The organism is Psychrobacter sp. 1176_08 (assembly GCF_052850615.1).
On the sequence record NZ_VXCU01000008.1, the window covers coordinates 70,142 to 88,481 of the forward strand.

At 36.9% G+C, this 18,340-nt stretch carries 13 protein-coding genes and 1 tRNA gene; 7 read left to right on the forward strand and 7 right to left on the reverse strand.

From position 1 onward, the window contains the following. The first annotated feature begins 70 nt into the window (after nucleotides 1-70). A complete protein-coding gene (locus FW759_RS11270; protein ID WP_371532716.1) occupies nucleotides 71-493 on the forward strand; it encodes an ion channel in 423 nt (140 codons plus the stop codon). A 115-nt stretch (nucleotides 494-608) separates the two neighbouring features. Here FW759_RS11270 and FW759_RS11275 read toward each other — a convergent pair whose 3' ends face one another. Beyond that, nucleotides 609-1,106, reverse strand: a complete 498-nt coding sequence (locus FW759_RS11275) for a hypothetical protein (protein WP_290176787.1) — start codon at nucleotides 1,104-1,106, stop codon at nucleotides 609-611. A gap of 264 nt (nucleotides 1,107-1,370) precedes the next feature. Between FW759_RS11275 and FW759_RS11280 the strand changes: the two genes are divergently transcribed. After that, the gene (locus FW759_RS11280; protein ID WP_290176786.1) at nucleotides 1,371-1,760 is read left to right on the forward strand and encodes a DUF6122 family protein; all 390 of its coding nucleotides are present in this window, start codon (nucleotides 1,371-1,373) and stop codon (nucleotides 1,758-1,760) included. Nucleotides 1,761-1,969: 209 nt separating this feature from the next. Here the strand turns inward: FW759_RS11280 and FW759_RS11285 are convergent, their stop codons facing one another. From FW759_RS11285 to FW759_RS11305, 5 genes are all read right to left on the reverse strand, one after another. Further along, nucleotides 1,970-2,563 carry a hypothetical protein gene (locus tag FW759_RS11285; protein ID WP_290176785.1) on the reverse strand — a complete coding sequence of 198 codons (594 nt, stop codon included), beginning with the start codon at nucleotides 2,561-2,563 and terminating at the stop codon, nucleotides 1,970-1,972. Further along, a complete protein-coding gene (locus tag FW759_RS11290; protein ID WP_427568373.1) occupies nucleotides 2,560-5,625 on the reverse strand; it encodes a tyrosine-type recombinase/integrase in 3,066 nt (1,021 codons plus the stop codon). The genes FW759_RS11285 and FW759_RS11290 overlap by 4 nt, the downstream gene beginning before the upstream one ends. Then, a complete protein-coding gene (locus FW759_RS11295) occupies nucleotides 5,625-8,162 on the reverse strand; it encodes a hypothetical protein (RefSeq protein ID WP_446443046.1) in 2,538 nt (845 codons plus the stop codon). The genes FW759_RS11290 and FW759_RS11295 overlap by 1 nt, the downstream gene beginning before the upstream one ends. 118 nt (nucleotides 8,163-8,280) lie before the next feature. Next, nucleotides 8,281-9,456 carry an Arm DNA-binding domain-containing protein gene (locus FW759_RS11300; RefSeq protein ID WP_371532758.1) on the reverse strand — a complete coding sequence of 392 codons (1,176 nt, stop codon included), beginning with the start codon at nucleotides 9,454-9,456 and terminating at the stop codon, nucleotides 8,281-8,283. A 2-nt stretch (nucleotides 9,457-9,458) separates the two neighbouring features. Next, nucleotides 9,459-9,674, reverse strand: a complete 216-nt coding sequence (locus tag FW759_RS11305) for a hypothetical protein (RefSeq protein ID WP_021813684.1) — start codon at nucleotides 9,672-9,674, stop codon at nucleotides 9,459-9,461. Nucleotides 9,675-9,810: 136 nt separating this feature from the next. Between FW759_RS11305 and FW759_RS11310 the strand changes: the two genes are divergently transcribed. From FW759_RS11310 to FW759_RS11320, 3 genes are all read left to right on the forward strand, one after another. Next, nucleotides 9,811-10,020: a helix-turn-helix domain-containing protein gene (locus FW759_RS11310; protein ID WP_057762347.1), complete on the forward strand. Its 210-nt coding sequence runs from the start codon at nucleotides 9,811-9,813 to the stop codon at nucleotides 10,018-10,020. A gap of 225 nt (nucleotides 10,021-10,245) precedes the next feature. After that, the gene (locus FW759_RS11315; protein WP_371532712.1) at nucleotides 10,246-10,524 is read left to right on the forward strand and encodes a hypothetical protein; all 279 of its coding nucleotides are present in this window, start codon (nucleotides 10,246-10,248) and stop codon (nucleotides 10,522-10,524) included. Nucleotides 10,525-11,014: 490 nt separating this feature from the next. Continuing rightward, a complete protein-coding gene (locus tag FW759_RS11320) occupies nucleotides 11,015-15,694 on the forward strand; it encodes a hypothetical protein (RefSeq protein ID WP_290177023.1) in 4,680 nt (1,559 codons plus the stop codon). Between the two features lie 298 nt (nucleotides 15,695-15,992). Here FW759_RS11320 and FW759_RS11325 read toward each other — a convergent pair. Next, a tRNA-Arg gene (locus FW759_RS11325) sits at nucleotides 15,993-16,069 on the reverse strand. A 367-nt stretch (nucleotides 16,070-16,436) separates the two neighbouring features. Here FW759_RS11325 and FW759_RS11330 point away from each other — a divergent pair. Both FW759_RS11330 and FW759_RS11335 read left to right on the forward strand, forming a co-directional pair. Then, entirely contained in the window at nucleotides 16,437-17,090 is a 654-nt protein-coding gene (locus tag FW759_RS11330) for a c-type cytochrome (protein ID WP_095569016.1), read from the forward strand. A gap of 280 nt (nucleotides 17,091-17,370) precedes the next feature. Continuing rightward, entirely contained in the window at nucleotides 17,371-18,333 is a 963-nt protein-coding gene (locus FW759_RS11335) for an ABC transporter ATP-binding protein (RefSeq protein WP_446443047.1), read from the forward strand. Nucleotides 18,334-18,340: the final 7 nt, after the last annotated feature.

Here is an 18,340-nt window from a genome sequence, read left to right on the forward strand (position 1 = left end):
AATCTGTGCCGTTCCTTCGACTATAACATGACTTTCTTGAAGAGGGTAAAAAGTGGTTCTGGCAATCATAATGGCAGCGATTCTGATCGCTGTCTGCACGACAATACATTACGGCGCGTTAAAGTTCTCGTCACAGTTTGTGACGCCGTCTCGCCGTCTAGGACACTGTCTTGGGGTCGCAGTCGGCTCAATCGTACTTGCCCATACGTTCGAGGCGTTGCTCTACGCTGCTGGCTTCTGGTTTGCTGTGCACGACCTTGAGGTCGGTAACCTCGTATCGTCCTCATCTAGCGATGGTAGCTCTCTTAATTTTATGGACTACTTTTACTTTTCGCTAGTCAACTTCACAACGCTTGGGCGAGGCGATCTCATGCCCAACGGACATCTACGATTCATGACTGCTATGGAGGCTTTCCACGGTTTCCTATTGATTACAGTATCCGGAACCTTTGTTCTTCAGATCATGAGTGGTAAAAAACCCCTTTCAAATTAGCTAAACGCCCTCTCAACGATATATCGAGCAGAGTTTCATACCTCAGGTCAGGTCAGGACATGGATGTTGACTGTTCCGGAAGCGCTTTGAGAGAATGTGGTTGTCTTTACTCGATCTACTCGCGTTCGGTACGCTTCGAAACCAGCCACCCAAGGAACATCCATTTGACAGCGTAGATTAATATTATCGGAATGACCATCCACTGAAAGAGCGGCAACGCACCTATGCTTAGTAACGGAACATCAGGCATCAGACCACTATAATTCCACCTTTGGCCAGCTCCAGTTGCCCAGTATTCAAAGAGTATTGTCACAATCAGGCCAACGCCAAGGTATATCGATAAAGTCGACAGAAGCCACTGCTTTGAAATCCAGAACCAGTCTTTTACAAACAACGCCCCAAGCACGTAGGCGCCAAAGGCAATATTGGCATCACCGAAGGTCGCACGTGTACAAAGCCAGACCACCTCCCAGTGGCTCGCTTCTGCCATGCCTGAGAAGAACGGTACCTGTGCCATCTCCCAAAAAAAATGGAGAAAGAAACTTACGCTCCACACCATCAGGGCAAGCACAGCTAACGCTGCTGCTCGGCACGATTGGTTTACAAGAGTCATAATTCCTCCAAAAATAGCCATAGCAATAAATACAGTTGCATGTTTACTCGTTCCTCATTACCAGACCGAGTTACCGTTTACTGGCGTCTCTCAACGGTAGATTAGCATGTTACCTGCTGCGCGTGTTTATCACGGTCAGATGACCAACTTCCGTATGCCAGGTGGTGGATTCGCGCCTGTCTTTCAGGTGTGAAGGTATACCTCAGATCGTGTATGATACTCTTAGAACACTTTCTAAAACACCCTCTTAAATCGGAAAAAGCGATGACTCAAACCGTTATCCATTATTTTCTACACTTTGGTATGCCGTTTATCATCGCCTATATGTTTTTTCGTAGTGACTATAAGCGAGTTTATTTGATCCTATTAGCAACCATGCTAGTTGATTTAGATCATCTGCTAGCGACACCTATCTTTTCGCCCAATCGTTGTAGTATTAATTTCCATCCGCTACATACTTATTATGCGATGGCAGTATATGCGGGCATGTTGTTTTTACCAAAGCCCTATAAGGTAATTGGTTTAGGGTTATTACTACATATGTTGACTGATTTAAATGACTGCATAATGACCTATATTAATTGTCCGCAGTGTTTGAGTCAGGCTCCTGCCCGTGAGTTGGTAGCGTGGTTAGGCAGAGCTATTAAGTTTTAATACGGTTGTGAATACATCCCTTTGTATCTCTCTCATAAATCATCTCTTTAATGACTCCTAGAAGTAGATATATCGCTATCCAATCCTGAATAAGTCCTCGCATTAGATCGCTTGTGTTCCAATTCGAGGATTAAGGTTGTCTAGCTTGTTACTCTAAGCTTAGTGAGATAGCTCTGTTTCTAATCAGGCATAGCGGAAAGAACTAACCGCTACTTCTTTAGTTTAGTATGACTATTCAATGTGCCACGTGTTGTATCAAGCAGATCGGCGACGTTATTTAATAAAATGTAATCTTTTGGGGTTTTTGATTCCCTATTGAATATTTCACTCCATATCTGACTTTTATACTCTTGCGTTATTGTTTTAAGACTTGGATACATAAGCCCAGGTTTAGCTAACGAGAGTATTGATATTGCTCGGATAAAGTCCATGTATATAAAGTCAATCACATCCTGATCAAATTCTTTCTTAACTTGTTTCTTATGCTCAGGCTTAGAGTCTTTTTTAGAGGTTTTATAACTTAAGAAAATAGTGTTGTTGTTATTAAGATCTTTTAGGTTAAATACAGGTAAAAAACAACCACCAATGAGTAAATACTCATTCACATCATTATTCACTAACGATACATTATGAATAGGTACACTGTTATAACAATCAAACTTAGTATGCATAGATTTAATATAGGCTTCTTGACCACCAATTAAGTAGGCTTTCACTATTAGCTTATTTAGTTGGCTAGCCAACGGATGAAGACTAATTTTAGTGCTATTGTTAATGCTGATAGACTTTGCTGACAGATTCATGGCTTGTGATCTCCTAAATTAATTCTTTGCCCTATCATAATGAAAGCGTAATGACAGAAAATTTGTAAAGTTCTAACGGTCCATTGCTTGATTGGGAGATTTGATTTCTCTCTATTATTAAGCCTAGTCTGCTCAGTTTGGCTAGATAGTGATAATTCAGCACGGATCTTCTTTTTGTATACGTTGCCGTTCAATTTATCTGCTACATTACAATTTTTTATTTGAGATGAGGCAAGTAATTTCATTACAGGTTGCCATTCCTTTTTATCGTCATCTTTAGCTTGTGCATAATGGTATATTTTTAAATTAATATTCTTCTTTAAGACTAGTTGTCTCAGTATTTGTATATAACTATATAGATCCAGAGCTTCATTAAAACTAATATGATTTTTGTAGTATTGAGAGTTCGTAAGCGTAAGCCCTACAAACTGAAGCATAGGTTCTCGATTGTCTTTTATCTTATATAAGTCACGAAATTTATTGGTCATCTGCATGAGCATGTGGTTGTCTTCAGCATACCTATCGAGAACTGGTAATAAACTCCTGTTATCATCAGAGGCAAACAATCTGGAATTACCGTGTGTGGTTTTAAACGCAGAATCGTTTCTGAGCCGTCTAGCATTCTCAAGCCACATTTCAAAAGTATTTTGATCAAGTTTATAAACATCCATTTTTTCCTTGAAATCTTCCTCTCTATTATGTACCTCTAGAGTCTGACGAACTTCATCGAATGAGTATCTTTTTGGCTTTGTAGATTTTTTATCTGCTCTCTTTAGTCGTTTACTATGTTTTGGTTTAGGCAGTGGTTTAAGTTTGAGCTTGTTAAGCAGATAGTCATTAACTGCAACAGGTGAAGCGGCTAACTGCTTTTTCAAACGTCTAGGAATGCTTATTAATTCATGGTGTTTAGACGTTAGGTGGTAATCCATATGCCAAAGTAACAATCCAATCTGAATGTCAGTCAAATGAACATAAGATTCAAAAGTGGTACTAGGACTGGCATGACCAGCAACCCCTGCTAAGGCATAGATTTTTTTGTATTGTAGTGATGTCTCAATATAAGCTAATATTTCACAAGACTTTTCTTCGTCATAAGGTAATAGGTCTTTTAAAGCCTGAGTACATTTGTGTCCCTTAAAATTATTAGCTTGGTCATACATAAATGACATTAATTGAAAATTAGTCAAAAAGCTGTGTCTTAGATGATGAGTCGTAAGATGAGGAAGTCCTGTAACAGTTTTAATTAACTGAGATAAAATTTTAGATAAATCACTGGCACGATAAGCCATACCCGCTTGGTTAGCGATTAAGGTGTCACCTTTACCCTCACCACGAATAAGCTCGACTTTTCTAAAAAACAACATATCTGAATCTGTCAAAAGTTGTTCTAACAACGTCCGTCTTAATGCAGAACCCGTTTTATTATTACCATATTTGTTGTCACGCACCTCTAGATAAGCTGAAGTTATAGCCACATCTTTTAATCTAATCTTAACTATCTCACCTATTCTAAGTCCACAGCGTTGACCTAAAATCAGAGCGAGCTTTACCGCTTCTAGCTCATCTTTAGTCATTTCAAGATTGTCAGCACTGCTAAGAATAGCCTGAAACATAGTTTCTGAAAGATAACCTGTCCTATGATGTGCTCTCTTGGTAGACGAAAGAGGTGCAATAGGTTCAATATTATGTTGATTAACTAAATATTCATGAATCTCATCAATACGAGTAGCAATAGTATTCTTAGCGTCTTTTGACTTCCCAAGTTCAATAAGTTCGCTATAAAATTGAATATAATCCTCTTCAGTGTGCTCCTCAAGAGCAACACCCTGCGTCAGAGATAACCATCGATTCGTAATAGTGCCGCTGTAAGTCTGAACACTACTTACTTTTTTGCAAGTTACTGTTTTCGTCAGTAACCAACCTACAATTGCGATCTCACTTAAAGGAGCATCGCTCGTGGATAAACGTTCATATAGCTGTTTGAGGCCAGCTGAGAATGTAGTCATTGAGATTTTTTCATCTTTATTCTTTTTGAATAGCTTAGCAATCTCGACAGTGATAGTAGGGTTAGCTTTTCTAGGCTCTACAACGACATCGTTATGATACTCAATGCTAGTAGTTACATTGGCAAGGGTCTCATGAGATATGTTAAAGATTAGAGACTGCCAATTGGCTGTTGACAGACCATAGGTAGAGTCCCAACCAATTAATAGATACCAAGTATGTTCTGGCAGATCTAAAAATAGATAATCTTCTAAAACATAGACTGCACCTATTAAAAACTTCTTTAAAGTCATAGATAGTTGGTTTTGACTAAGAGATTTAGTCATCTGCAATGTTTGGTATAGCTTATGAATATCAGTACTAAGCGATACCTTTTTAGTCTTGCCCTTTTTGTTATAGAGCTTAATTAAATAGCTCGTTAATGGCGATAAAAAGACTTTTACTTCATGTACAGCTGTTGAATCGTTGTAAGTGTTAGTATGGTAGCTATCGTCATCAATAATGAGTGTTGTCACAGGCAGTTCAAATATGCTTTCTATAGTTAATGATTTGTCACTGATGCGAGATATAAGCGTTTGTAATATTGGCTTTTTTAATACAGCACTATGGAAAATTAACGATAGCATTAAATCTGTGATAGTAAGCTCATAAGCTTTGCTAGCTATACCATCTATCCAATACAAATAAAAATCTAATATTTGTTGGTTTTCAGAAAAGGTTACTTCATTTCTAAAAGACTTTGGACGGTATGAGGTAACAATAAGCTTTGGAAAACCAATATCAATGTCCTTATTTTCAATATAATCTTGACAGCACTTTACTGCTTCGTTATATCCTTCTACATAACCAAGATAGCCCTGAAAATGTTTGTTTTCTAATAATCTTTTATCAAGCTGCTCCCACATAGCATTAAATATTGTTTGAGGATCATTTGATGCAATAATTTTGTCAAAATCTATAGACTCTCTAACTATTCGTTTAGACAAGTTTTTACGCTTTAAGGTTTCTTTGCTTCTATTCTCTGCACGCTCCTTGATACCTGATTTACGCTGAGCCATTAATTATTCTCCAAATAGATAATTTTAAAGCCGTTATACTCAAGTATTTTATTAAGCTCATAAGCAAACCTGCGCAACTCACTTCTTTTAAGACCACTATGCTTATCGTAGTAATCGAAACCAAGTTCATCAGCATGCCCCATCCAAGCTCCAATAACATCATGACCAAAACTATCAGATAATGATGAACTGCTTTTAGCAGAAAAGATTCCAACTTCTGGGCTTTTATATGAGCGTATAAAATGACGATGCCAGTTTGACGGTAACTCTAAAATCCTAGATAGTCTTTCTTGAATAAATGTTTGAGTGAGACTGACTTCAGTAATAGTATTAGTTTTTTCATCCAGCTTTAGATAACTGATAAGTCCAATATTGCTAGCAAGAATATTTGAATAAATATCGCATAGACTATTATCTAGATTATTTAAAATAAAGACATTTGTCTTTAAATACTTGATGTACTGCTCAATCTGATGATTTGCTATATCAGGTAGATAAATATATCTACCTCGAGTATGTTGGCGGTTTTCCTTGTCGCTGATGAAATATTTCTTGGTTCTAACATCTATATCTATAAGCCTACCAAAAGGTTCACGCACTGGACGATAACCACTTGAAACCGATAGCAAAATATATAAGTAATCAGTAAAGGTATTATGTAGGTCAACTATAGATCTAGAGTTTAGGGTATTCCTATCTAGCAATGAAGAATTGATCCGAGTGATTAAATCGCTAACTATAGATGTTAAGCGGCCTTCTTGTACGGCTAAAACACTACCTATCTGTTTGTCCCAGTAATTTATTTCTCTATCATCAGGTAATTTAAAAAATAGATATTCCTGATTTTTTTTTGATTCATCGTTGACCTTATCAAATGTTATTTCATACAAATGCTCATTAAAGTCGTCCTGGCAAAGGAATAAATCTAGTTGGCTAACATTGAAATAAGGAAGTGCCGAAGAATGGTGTATTGGTTTACTAATTAGGACATTGATTAAAGCGTGATCTCGTCCACTGTGTATAAGGAAGTGCTCTAAATAATTCTTAATTTTATTAATAGTTAATCTAGTTTTGCTTTTCTTATTTAGAGCTTTTAAATTTTCATTAGCCTTGTTTCTAATTTCTTCTAGATCCTTTATGCTTATGTCATGTAATAGATAATAGTGTATATCACCAATAACGGTAGGGTAGATAAGATGAAGGATGGAACTATTTTCTGCATATAGTTTAGAGTCCCAGCTTTCTTGAGCTTTACTACGAGTAGGTGTGAATTCCAGTGGATACCGATAGCACAGGTAACTCTTCTTTAAATCTTCGGATATTAATAATTGAGGTCTACCTGTCAATAGAACTATTAGTAAATACAAAGAAGCTTGATGGTCCAGATCATATTCAATATTTGAAGGTTTTTTTTCGCTGTTCTCATTATCATTTATCCTTCTGAGATCTAAACTCATCAGATTTCTCAGCAAGTATTTGACTAAAACCTGTATTTCATCAGCATGTGCAACATTTACATCAGTTACCTGACTTAAAGTCCGTTGATGTCTACAGTTAACTTGTTGTTCAGCTCTAATTTTATCTAAATAGTAGTTTGTAGGCTGCTCGAAACTGACTTGTTCAAATGATTGCTCTTCATCGTCTTGTCGTTCTCGATCTTCAAATCCGTTTTCTTCGCTAGTATTTTCTGATATGTAGGTAAGATCGCTAACGGTATTACCAGTGATGTCATCCTTATCTTGTAAGATAGTTATAATCTTATGAGTCTCAGTCGTTACTCGGGTAATACCTGAGTCATTTTTAAAGTAGTTTTCGAGTGGTAGGATATACTCATACAGATATTTGGCTATACGTTCGTTAATCTCAAACTGAGCATCGCTAGAGAATAATGAAGCTCCTGCGCCTAATAGCTTATTCTTATATCTTCGCACCTCTAATTCGAATGTTTTTGGAGATCTATTTAGCCATCTAGTGTAGTTATCATCTTCTTGCGTTTGAATAAGACGCTCTTTAATATCTTGCAGATTTTTCGACTGAGTGACGTCTGGTAAAAACGGAACTAAAAATTCACGAGTTTTGTTCGTTAAAAATCTGCATTCATCGAGCGTAGTTTCAATTCGACTATCATAGTCAGTTAACTCAACCATCCTTAAACATAGAAAAAAGTAGACAGCACGGATAGTATTTATTTTAGACGAGTCTGCTCGATGGATTAAAAAGGTAATTAGATAGAGCTCTTTTAAATGCAGATGAGGCTTTCTAATATTTTCTAAAAATACTTTATGAGCAATTCCATTTTCGTATATCTGTAATTCATGCGTCTTCGTCAAATTACTATCCACATCTAATGTTTTTATCCATTCAGACAATGTTCGATACTCATCTTTCAATTCTGATCTAAATTGCTCAGGTAAGGTATCTTTTAAAAATTTTAGCTCGATAAGTAATATTTCAAGATCATGGCCATTAGCGAAATCAAGGAGATTTAGCTTCAACCAATCCTTAATATTTGTAGAGTTACTATCTTTACTAGCCATTATTCTGCTACCGTTACAAGGCATTCAAATAACTGTAGCTTCATTAATGTAAAGCATCCAGCATTAAAATCGAAAAAAGACATCTATTTGGATGTCTTTTTGTTAAACATAGGTATTTTCATGGATTTTGTATTATACCTCGCTCTATCAGTAGCTTATCTAAAGCACTCCCATCCTGACGAGTTAGATTGGGCACATAACGTGAATACACTGTGAATAACATTGTAGTGCTGCTATGACCCATTTGCGCAGCAATCCACTCAGGAGACTCGCCTGCAGCAAGCCAAAGAGTGGCAGCCGTATGTCTACTTTGATAGGGATTACGTATATCAAGCTCTAGATATCGCAATAACGGATACCAAACTCTCTTTGTCACATTGCGATGACTCAAAGGAGTACCTGCTTTTGTACTAAAAACAAACTCACTTCGATGTTTAGTCAAGCTCTGCTGCTCAATCAATGCATCGTAAACCAGTTGATTCATGTGGATAATACGATTAGAGCTGGAAGTTTTAGTGTCACCTATAACACCTCCAACAATTGCTTGATCAATAACGATTTGTCTACGTTCAAAGTCAATATTTTTCCACGGTAAACCGTCAATTTCACCTGTCCGCATGCCTGTAAAAAACCGTACTGTGAAATATGGCTTATAGTCTACTCTGACGTTGTCAATGATGAGCATGACTTCCTCTAAGGTAAAAGGACTAACATTACTTTTAGGTACACTTAGTGGCTTTATATTCTTCCAAGGGTTCTCAAAATCAAAACGCTCAGATGCTTCGGTAATCACCATACGTAATGGCGTCATAATGTGGTTGATTCGAGATGCTGATAAAAGTCGTCCACTATTTCCTTCCTTGACTAGATTACCCCGAAAAGCCATTATTTTAGCTTTGTTAATGGTATTTAGTGGCACATTGCCAAAATAGGGAAATAGATAAATCTTAAGTATGTTTTCTACATTAGTTATCTGAGAGCACCGCCATTCCGGTTTTTTTTCCTCTAACCAAACTCTGCTAAAGCAATCAAATCCTGAGCTTGAGTCCTTATGGCTATTCGTTGATCTCATGAGCTCTAAGCTTTGAAACTGCTCAAGCTTTTTACTCTGCGGAAAATAGTTTTCATATCGAAAACTACCTAGTTGAATCTCTGCTTGCATTTTACTAACGAAATTTTCTAGACGCTTTCGATTAGGCTTAGTGTCTGCCAGTAAGGTTTGCTCTCTACAACGTTGGCCTATGTATCGGAAATCTACATATAGGTTGCCATTACGGCTATTGATACTCGCCATGATTACGCTCCCGCTGCAAATGGAATGTTATCGTCGTAGCCTGTCAGCATTAACTCTTCAATCTTTTGCCATATGAAAAGAATTTTTCTACCTCCAAATGGTTTGATGTAATGAACGCCCTCAATGAATACCGCATCCTTAAGTTGATTGCGTATTGTCTTGCTGTCATATTTAATACGTTGTGACAGCTCTTCGGTTGTTAAATAGGTATAACTCATAGTAAAATCCTTACTAAAGATTAAAGTGTTATTATCTAATAGCTTTATGACCTGCTATAGAACATAATTTACACTAAAAATCATCTTTTGCAAGACATTTTTATCTACAGTAGGTTATTTTATTATGGAGGAGGTTATGGTGAAATGTAATTTATCTAGAATTATGGGCGAAAAAAGACTTAAGATTGCCGATGTGTCTAGAGATACAGATGTCAACAGAGGCACAATCACACGTATGTATAACGAAGAAGCGACCAGAGTGGATCTAGAGGTAGTAGAAAAGCTATGCTTATATTTGGATATTGAAGTGGGCGACCTTTATGAGCTAGTTAAGGAAGAAGAATAAACTTTCCTCCTTTTAAAATTCAAGATAGTGCTGCGCTTATCAGTTATTACACCAAATAATACGCAGCAATATAGTTTCTCAAATGAGTTAAATGTTCTATTAAGTAATAAAAAGTTCTATAGAAGGTTATTTTGAGTTGCATCAGCTCAAAATATATGTATAATTCAATCTGTAGGGAGTCATTACGACTAACAGAAAGAAATATTAATCTACAGGAGATTATACATGAACACCTTTATTAAATCGCCGCATGCTTCAATCTGGTTAAGCGCCGAAGCGATATCGCTATCTACCAAGCTTATGGTAAATCTGCAAATACAACAGGGCTCGCAGTTAGCAAGAATGCTAGGGGTTAACCCCCTTTTCTACAATGATGAAGCGGTTAGGATATGGGTCCAACGTGAGCTCAATGAGGGGTTAGTGCTAAATCATTATGCATTAACGAATCTTGAAACCAAATTTTTGGCCATTATGAATCATTACGAGATTCCTTATTCGTTGTGATTACTATCAACTATTTGGTTTGGAGATAACCATGAGCTTAAAACTTATTTTTAGCGCCAATGCAGATCAGTCCGACATACAACTATGTGAAGACTATTGGGCATACGGGCATGATGGATGGTATGTAGAGCATATAGAAATGCTCTGTAGACAGTATAGTGTTGATTATCATGTTTTGTTTGGTGTATTAGCAGAGTGTCAGGCTTACTTAGATGATGTGCACTGTGAGTACTGTGGACGGCCGTATCAACTTGATGTACCAGCGGATATACCTTATATCAGAAAACGATCATCTTGGTTCTGCGAATCATGTATTAGCTTTGCTGGTGGTCAGCTTACAATGGGCAGGTAACAATTTGAAATGTACTTGATAACCAGATTGCTAATGCTCTCTGGTTTTTTTGATTAAGGATTTCTATATTTATCTTCTCTAAACATTCTTTCATGCTACTATTTTCAGTATACTGATATTAGTGAAGGTAGTTCAGCTATGGCATTAGAAGGTGGTGGGTTTGCAGATAAATTCGGTAATAGCTACGAAGAATTTTGGGTTGCTGAGCAATTATTAAGACTAGTTGAGGAAGAGATAACCTCCGTAACTGTAGAGCCATTAGGTGAAGATGAAACAGGCGTAGATTTGATTGTTGAAAAATCAAACGGATCTAGAGAGTTTCATCAATGTAAATCTAGTCACAATAATTCGGATGTATGGACCTTATCATCACTAGAGATTTCGGGTGTATTGATAAAAGCCTTTAATCAAATACAGAGAACAGATTGTACCTTTAAAGTCGTATCTCCATTATCATTCACTCAGCTATCCCAACTAAGTTTGAGCGCTAAAAATACAACATCTAATCCTCAAGATTTTATTGAACATCAGGTTGACCAGAGCGGTAAACGTCGAAAGTTATTTGAAGATTTGTGTCATAAGTTAGGTTTAAACATTAATGTAGAGATTGATATTGCAAAAGCTATTCAGTTTTTGAAAAATTTTGAGGTTATTGCTTTTCCTGCTAACTCTGAATCTCAACGTAATATTATTGGAAAAATCGATAAGAATTTTAGTAGTAACTCTAATAACATAGTTGACTACTTAAAAAATTATCCCACTGATAACAATTTACGCTCATCAATTACATCGTTTCAGCTCCTCGAAAGTATGAAAGGCCAAGGTTTTAACCAAAGAATTTATGAAAACGACACAAGATTATTCCCTATTATAGAGCGTGTTAATCAGGCTTTTCGAGATTCAATTACACCCTTTTTAATTGAAGGTAGTTTAATTGAGCGTTCTGAAATGGCAAATTGTATTGACTCAATAGATAACTATCCAATTACCTTGATTAAAGCAGAAGCGGGTATGGGTAAAAGTGCTTTTCTATTGCAGTTGTGCGATGAGATGCAAAAGAAGGGTCATATATGTCTACCAATACGATTAGATCGAAACCGTCCTAAAAAAAATGCAGATGCTTTTGGAGATGATTTAGGTTTTAGCCATTCACCTGTATTTAGCTTAAATAAGTTTGCAGGCGCTAAAAAAGCTATTATTATTTTGGATCAATTAGACGCCATACGTTGGACAGCTAGTCACTCAAGCAGTGCTTTACAAGTCTGTCAACAAATTGCGTATCAAGTGATTCAACTAAGGAAAGATAACTATGATATTAGTCTAGTTTTAGCTTGTAGAGACTTTGATTTAAACGAAGATATTCAATTACAAAGTTGGATTTCAAGTCTAAATAATAAAGTAGCGCATATAACAATAAAAGAGCTATCTGTTGTAGAAGTTAAAAAATTACTTTCACCATACGAAAATTATGACTCGTTATCACCTGTCAAGCAGACTATTTTGAAAATTCCAATATGGTTAAGTTTTTACATACAGCTTATAAAGAATGATCAGGGCAGCCTCAATTTTAACAGCAAAAGCGACCTTATAAGTTTGTATTGGGTTGATAGATTGAAGCAACTAAACAATGCTATAAATGATTTAAGTTCGGCTAACACCATTATTGATGACTTTATAGAAAAAGCAAGCCGAGAGATGCAGTTTTCTATATCAATTAACGCTTTATGCAGTCACAATCCCAATGTTCTTGAGGCAATAATATCTGTCGGTATTTTTAATAAGACAGGTAATCAGGTTAGCTTTCAGCATCAAGCACTATTCGATTACCACTTGGGAAAACGCCTTTTTGATATTGCTCGACAGTCAAGCGACGACTTTCTTAAAGAAATTGGCTCTAAGTCTGAACAAACACTAATACGAAGAGAGCATATCAAATATGCCTTAAAACTATTATCACAATCCAGACAATCAGTGTTTTGCGAAAATATTTCAGCATTGTTTGATAGCTCCGAAATTCGTTTCCATGTCAAGTACTTAGCTATAAATATGGTTGGCGAGATCAAAGTTATTAAAACGCCTATGCGTAATTTGATTACAAGTCTTATAAATAATGAAGAGTTAAGTCAGCCTTTTATTGACCATGCTTGTTTTGGACATTCACAACTAGTTACGGTGCTTTCAGAAAAAAATATAATTTCCAGATGGCTGAATGGATCTGACTCGGAAATTGGTTTGGCTATTCGATTGTTAAGCTCTATAGCTGACAAAGCACCTGATATTGTTTTAAAAGAAATTGAGCCATTTATCGGTATATCTGAGGAGTGGAATAATAGATGCTATTCTGCTTTGAGCTGGAACATTCAAAATGATTCAGAAAAGATGTTTGAAGTACGCAAAAAGCTTTTACAACTAGGTTGTGCAGTCAATTACATTGATTGGAATGAGTTAGCAAAAAGCTATCCGAGAAAGGCGATTGATTTAATACAGTTAATTTTAGAAGGTTATAAAGAAGAATTAACAGACTCGAGTCTGGATATAAAGGAGTCTGAAGAGTCGGTTAAGCATCTACACCGAAAGGTATGGAGAGAAGGTCAAATCGAAGACTTAGAAAGTATCTCAGAAGCTCTGCCTTACGATGTTCTTAAAGAGTTAATGCTTCAGGTCTTCGAAATAATTAATAGCTCAATTAATGAAAGCTCTTATACAAGAATATGGCTCTACAGCGCAAGACATTCATTTAATGAACATAGAGATTCTTTAGTAAGAGGTGTATTAGGTATTTTTTTCGAAGCAGGTAAACAGTATACAGATAAACCAGATGAGCTATTCAATTTACTGACGTTATATTTAACGAATAAGCATCCAGTTGTAGAGCACATTATTGCAAATCTGTTGCTCAATCTACCCATTGGGTATTCTGATCAAATTATTAAATGGCTCCTAGATAATCCGACTACTAGGTTAGCTTGTGGGAATGATTATGAAGAGCCGAGATGGGTACTGGCTGGAAAATTGATTGATAAATTTTCACCATATTGTGAGGACGAGATTTTTAATTGCCTTGAAATTGTAATATCAGGTATCGGGCTTAGTAAAGATCTTGAGAGTATAGAGTATGCGTTGGAGATGAGAAGAAAATTTGGAAACTTTTGGACAAGTTATTGGGGAGAAGCTCAATATTTCTTACTTAATAAACTTGATGATAATCGTATCAGCAAAAAATCCATAGACTTATATAATGTTTTACAAAGAAGATTTAAAGGTTGTAGCGATACTTATTTTTATTCATATGATTCTTCATATGGTGGTGCAGTTGTTTCACCTATACCACAAGCGAATAAATTATCTGATAGAGCATGGACAAAGCTTATACTCACAAACGAAGAACGTTTCAGTACTTGGAAGATGAAACCTTTAGATAGGGGGAATATTACAGAATCCAGTATACGCGCATTTTCTAATAGTCTAAGTACAGCTGTAAAAAATGAGCCTGAGAGGTTCGCAAAACTATCATTAACACTGCCAAAAAATATCAATGAGAAGTTTATTGAGAATATTTACTATGGACTGGCAGATAACAATTCATCTAATTTAGCGGAAGATTTTAAAGAAAGCTGGCAACCTTGCCTATTAGACCTTCGTTACAAAGTTATTAGACATTTTGAAGGTTTTGATGAGAGTCAAGCACTGACAAGATTATTAACAGATACTCCAAAGATTATAGACCATCCTGATATGCTAGATAAGCTTATTGATATTGCTCTTCACTCATCCAATCCGAACAATAACAAGCTCAATGTATATGACCCTCAAGAGGGAGAAGGTGCTGAGCACACTACTGCTGAGAGTCTAATGCAAAATTCTATAAACTGTTATAGAGGGATTGCATACGGTGGTATTGCCAAAATATTTTGGGATAATGAAGAGTATGCACGGGATAATCTGAGTTTGATTGACTCTGCTATAAATGATCCTCATCCAGCTGTAAAAATAGTAGCAGTCAGATTATTGACTCCTTTCTTAAATTACGACATAAATTATGCATTGCAAAGGTTTCTAGATTTATGTAAATCTGACTTAAGAATGAGCTGTGCTTATGAATCTTATAATTTTTTTAATTCAGCTTTCATAGATAAATTTAAAGATCAGTATATAGATTTAGTTAGACTTATGCTTACTTCTGAGTACGAAGAGGTTCGTAGGCAGGCTGGCACACAAATTTTCGCCCGTTACTTCTTTAACGATTTATTTGCAAAAGAAATATTCTCTGTTTTAATGGCTGATGAGTCAGTTAAGCTAGGTGTTGCTCAAGTTTTAGTTCAACTTCTGACCACGGATGATTATGCAGAACAAGAACATAAACTAGTTGAAGTATATAGGTCCTTACTTAACGATGATTCACAGAAAGTAAGAGGAAATTTGCTATCTTGTATTCGAGAAAAGAATTTTTGGAATAAAGGTATTACTGAAGAACTAGTTGATATATATATGAACTCTCAAGTAGTGAACAAAAAGCTATACCATTTATTTTACGCTTTAGAAAACCATGTTTTATGTTTAAGTGATTTTAAAAGTATGTTATTACAGTTATTTATTGAAATAGCTACAGCCAGTCTATCTGATGAAACTAAACAAATTGTTTACAGTGAAATGGATAAATTAACCAAAATATTGCAGAGAATATATGATGAAGCGGTCGATGATGAGGATGATGTTACTCTGAGTCTATGCTTAGATGTTTGGGATAATTTATTAAAGTCAGATAGCTATGAGGTGAAGCGAGCAACTAGGTATATTGAAAATGGGTTGCTAAGTTAGCGATTAACTACCTCGACAATGGAGTCGATAACCATCACCGACCTTCAACAACCTTGGTCACAAAATGGTCACCGTTTGGTCACCGAGCAGGTGGTCACCAATTTTTAAAGGGTAGAGTGCATGCCCACAAACTTATCGCGATTATGTTATTAAAGAGTAGACTGCTTCTTAAGGGTTGATGAAGACACAATAGCTAGGCTTTATAGATAAAGGTTTTAAAGGAAATTATAGACACAAAAAAACCTCAAACAATATAATGTTTGAGGCGAAACTTGAATAAAAATTAAGCTATAAATAATGGTGCGCTCGGCGGGAATCGAACCCACGACCCTCGGCTTCGGAGACCGATACTCTATCCAACTGAGCTACGAGCGCATGATAATGACGACATGGAACAATACAATACTTAAACGAGTGTTATAAGCCGTATAAAGTGTCGAAAAATAAAGACGGCTTAGTCTAACAAATAAAAGCCATAAAGCCAATGAGTGAAGGCAGCGATTGATGTTTTTTAAGAAAAAACAGGATAGTCATTAAACAAGCATGGCAATTTACCTGCCTTTTCCCTTATAATGTCAGGGAGAATTCATATTTATAATCACCGATTACAAGTGCGTTGACACGCGGGATGGCTGTTTGCTATTGATGACGATTGCTCATCAAAGGAGGACAGACAGAATGTCCGAGTCGTGTAGGCCACTGTATCTGTAATAAGAGAACGTGACGAATGAGAAAAGTAGTTATGTTATCGGCAGCTGCCATTCTAGGAATCGCTAGTATCGCGGTGAGCCAAGCTGAAGATGTTGCAGGCACTTCTACTGTAACCGTTTCTGACGTAGCAGAGGGACAGGAAGTGGTAGATAACCTGCCTGAAAAGCTAGGGGACGACACCAAAGCCGCGGCCGTGACTACAGATGGCGAAGCTGCTACTGATGAAGCTGCGCAAGTGGATGGCGAAGCTGCTGCAGAAACCGCTGCTGCGGCACCTGCTGCCGAAGAAGAGCCTATCCCTCAAGACACGCCACAAGTACAAAAGCTGATCGCGCTATACCCTAATTTGATTGCTCGTATTCAACCTGTAGCCAAAGTATGTTTTGAAGATGACGAAGTTTGTGATGTGACAGCTCGTGTGGCTGGGCCAGCACCAGGGGATGGACCTCGTGATGGTAAGGCTGTATACAATGCTGTCTGCCATACATGTCATACTGCAGGCCTATTAGGCTCTCCTATTTTTGGTGATGCTGGCGCTTGGGGACCTCGTATTTCAAAAGGTAAAGATACGCTATATACGCATGCTATCAATGGTTTCAATGCCATGCCTGCAAAAGGCGGTGCTGATATTCCTGATGAAGAAGTTCAAAATGCTGTAGATTATATGGTTGAAGCAGCAAGCTAATCCTGATTCAAGCCAACGCTAAATTTTTGCAATATACTCTGTTAAGCGCCTATTTCATTAAATGAAGTAGGCGCTTTTTTTGATGATAAGTAATATCAATCTGTTACTTCTTACGAGCGACAGTTGAAATTCGGGTCTGATAACCTCACTTCATGACATTGTCCTATCTAGATATTAGGGCGTGTTGAATATTTATAGACTGTCGCTGCAAAGTGATCTGATCGCATGTTCAACACGCCCTAATATGCTATAAACATTCATAATAGATATAGAGGTACTCATGTCTGATACACCAGCACTGATGATAAAAGATTTATCCAAAACTTATGATAATGGATTTTCGGCATTAAAAGGGGTTGATTTAACTGTACCACAAGGTGGGTTTTTTGCACTACTTGGTCCTAATGGTGCTGGTAAGTCCACCATGATTGGTATTATCAGCTCACTGTTTAAACCCACGACAGGTAGCGTACATATTTTTGGGACAGATTTATTAGAGAATCCTTCGGTTGCCAAGCAATATCTTGGAGTTGTACCGCAAGAATTTAATTTTAATATGTTTGAAAAAGTTGAAGATATCTTGATCACGCAGGCAGGTTACTTTGGTATTTCTGCAAAAGAAGCCAGACCACGAGCTAAAAGATTACTAACAGCTCTTGGGTTATGGGATAAGCGCAATAGTAAATCACGTGAGCTATCTGGTGGTATGAAACGCCGTTTGATGATTGCACGCGCCCTCATTCATAAACCTAAACTGTTGATTCTGGATGAACCAACGGCTGGGGTCGATATTGAGTTGCGCCGCTCTATGTGGGAATTCATGCAGCAGATCAATATTGAAGAAAACACCACAATTATTTTGACCACACATTATCTCGAAGAAGCCGAGCAGCTTTGTAAGCGCATTGCAATTTTAGATCACGGTGAGATTCGTATCAATACAGAAATGAAAGACTTATTGGCACAGCTATCAGTTGAGACGTTTGTCTTTGATTTAGGTACGCCACTTGTGCAGAAATTGGCTTTGTCAGGTGTAACAGATGTCTCTCAACCCGATAGTCAGACACTTGAAGTAACTTTGACAGAAGGGGAGTCACTCAATGGTGTTTTTGATCAGCTATCTGAGCAAGGCATCACGGTAGCCAGTATGCGTAATAAGGCCAATCGATTAGAAGAGTTATTCATGCGCTTAGTGGATAAAAACATTCAAAGTACAGACAGTATGAAGGAGGCGGGGTTATGAGTCAGGA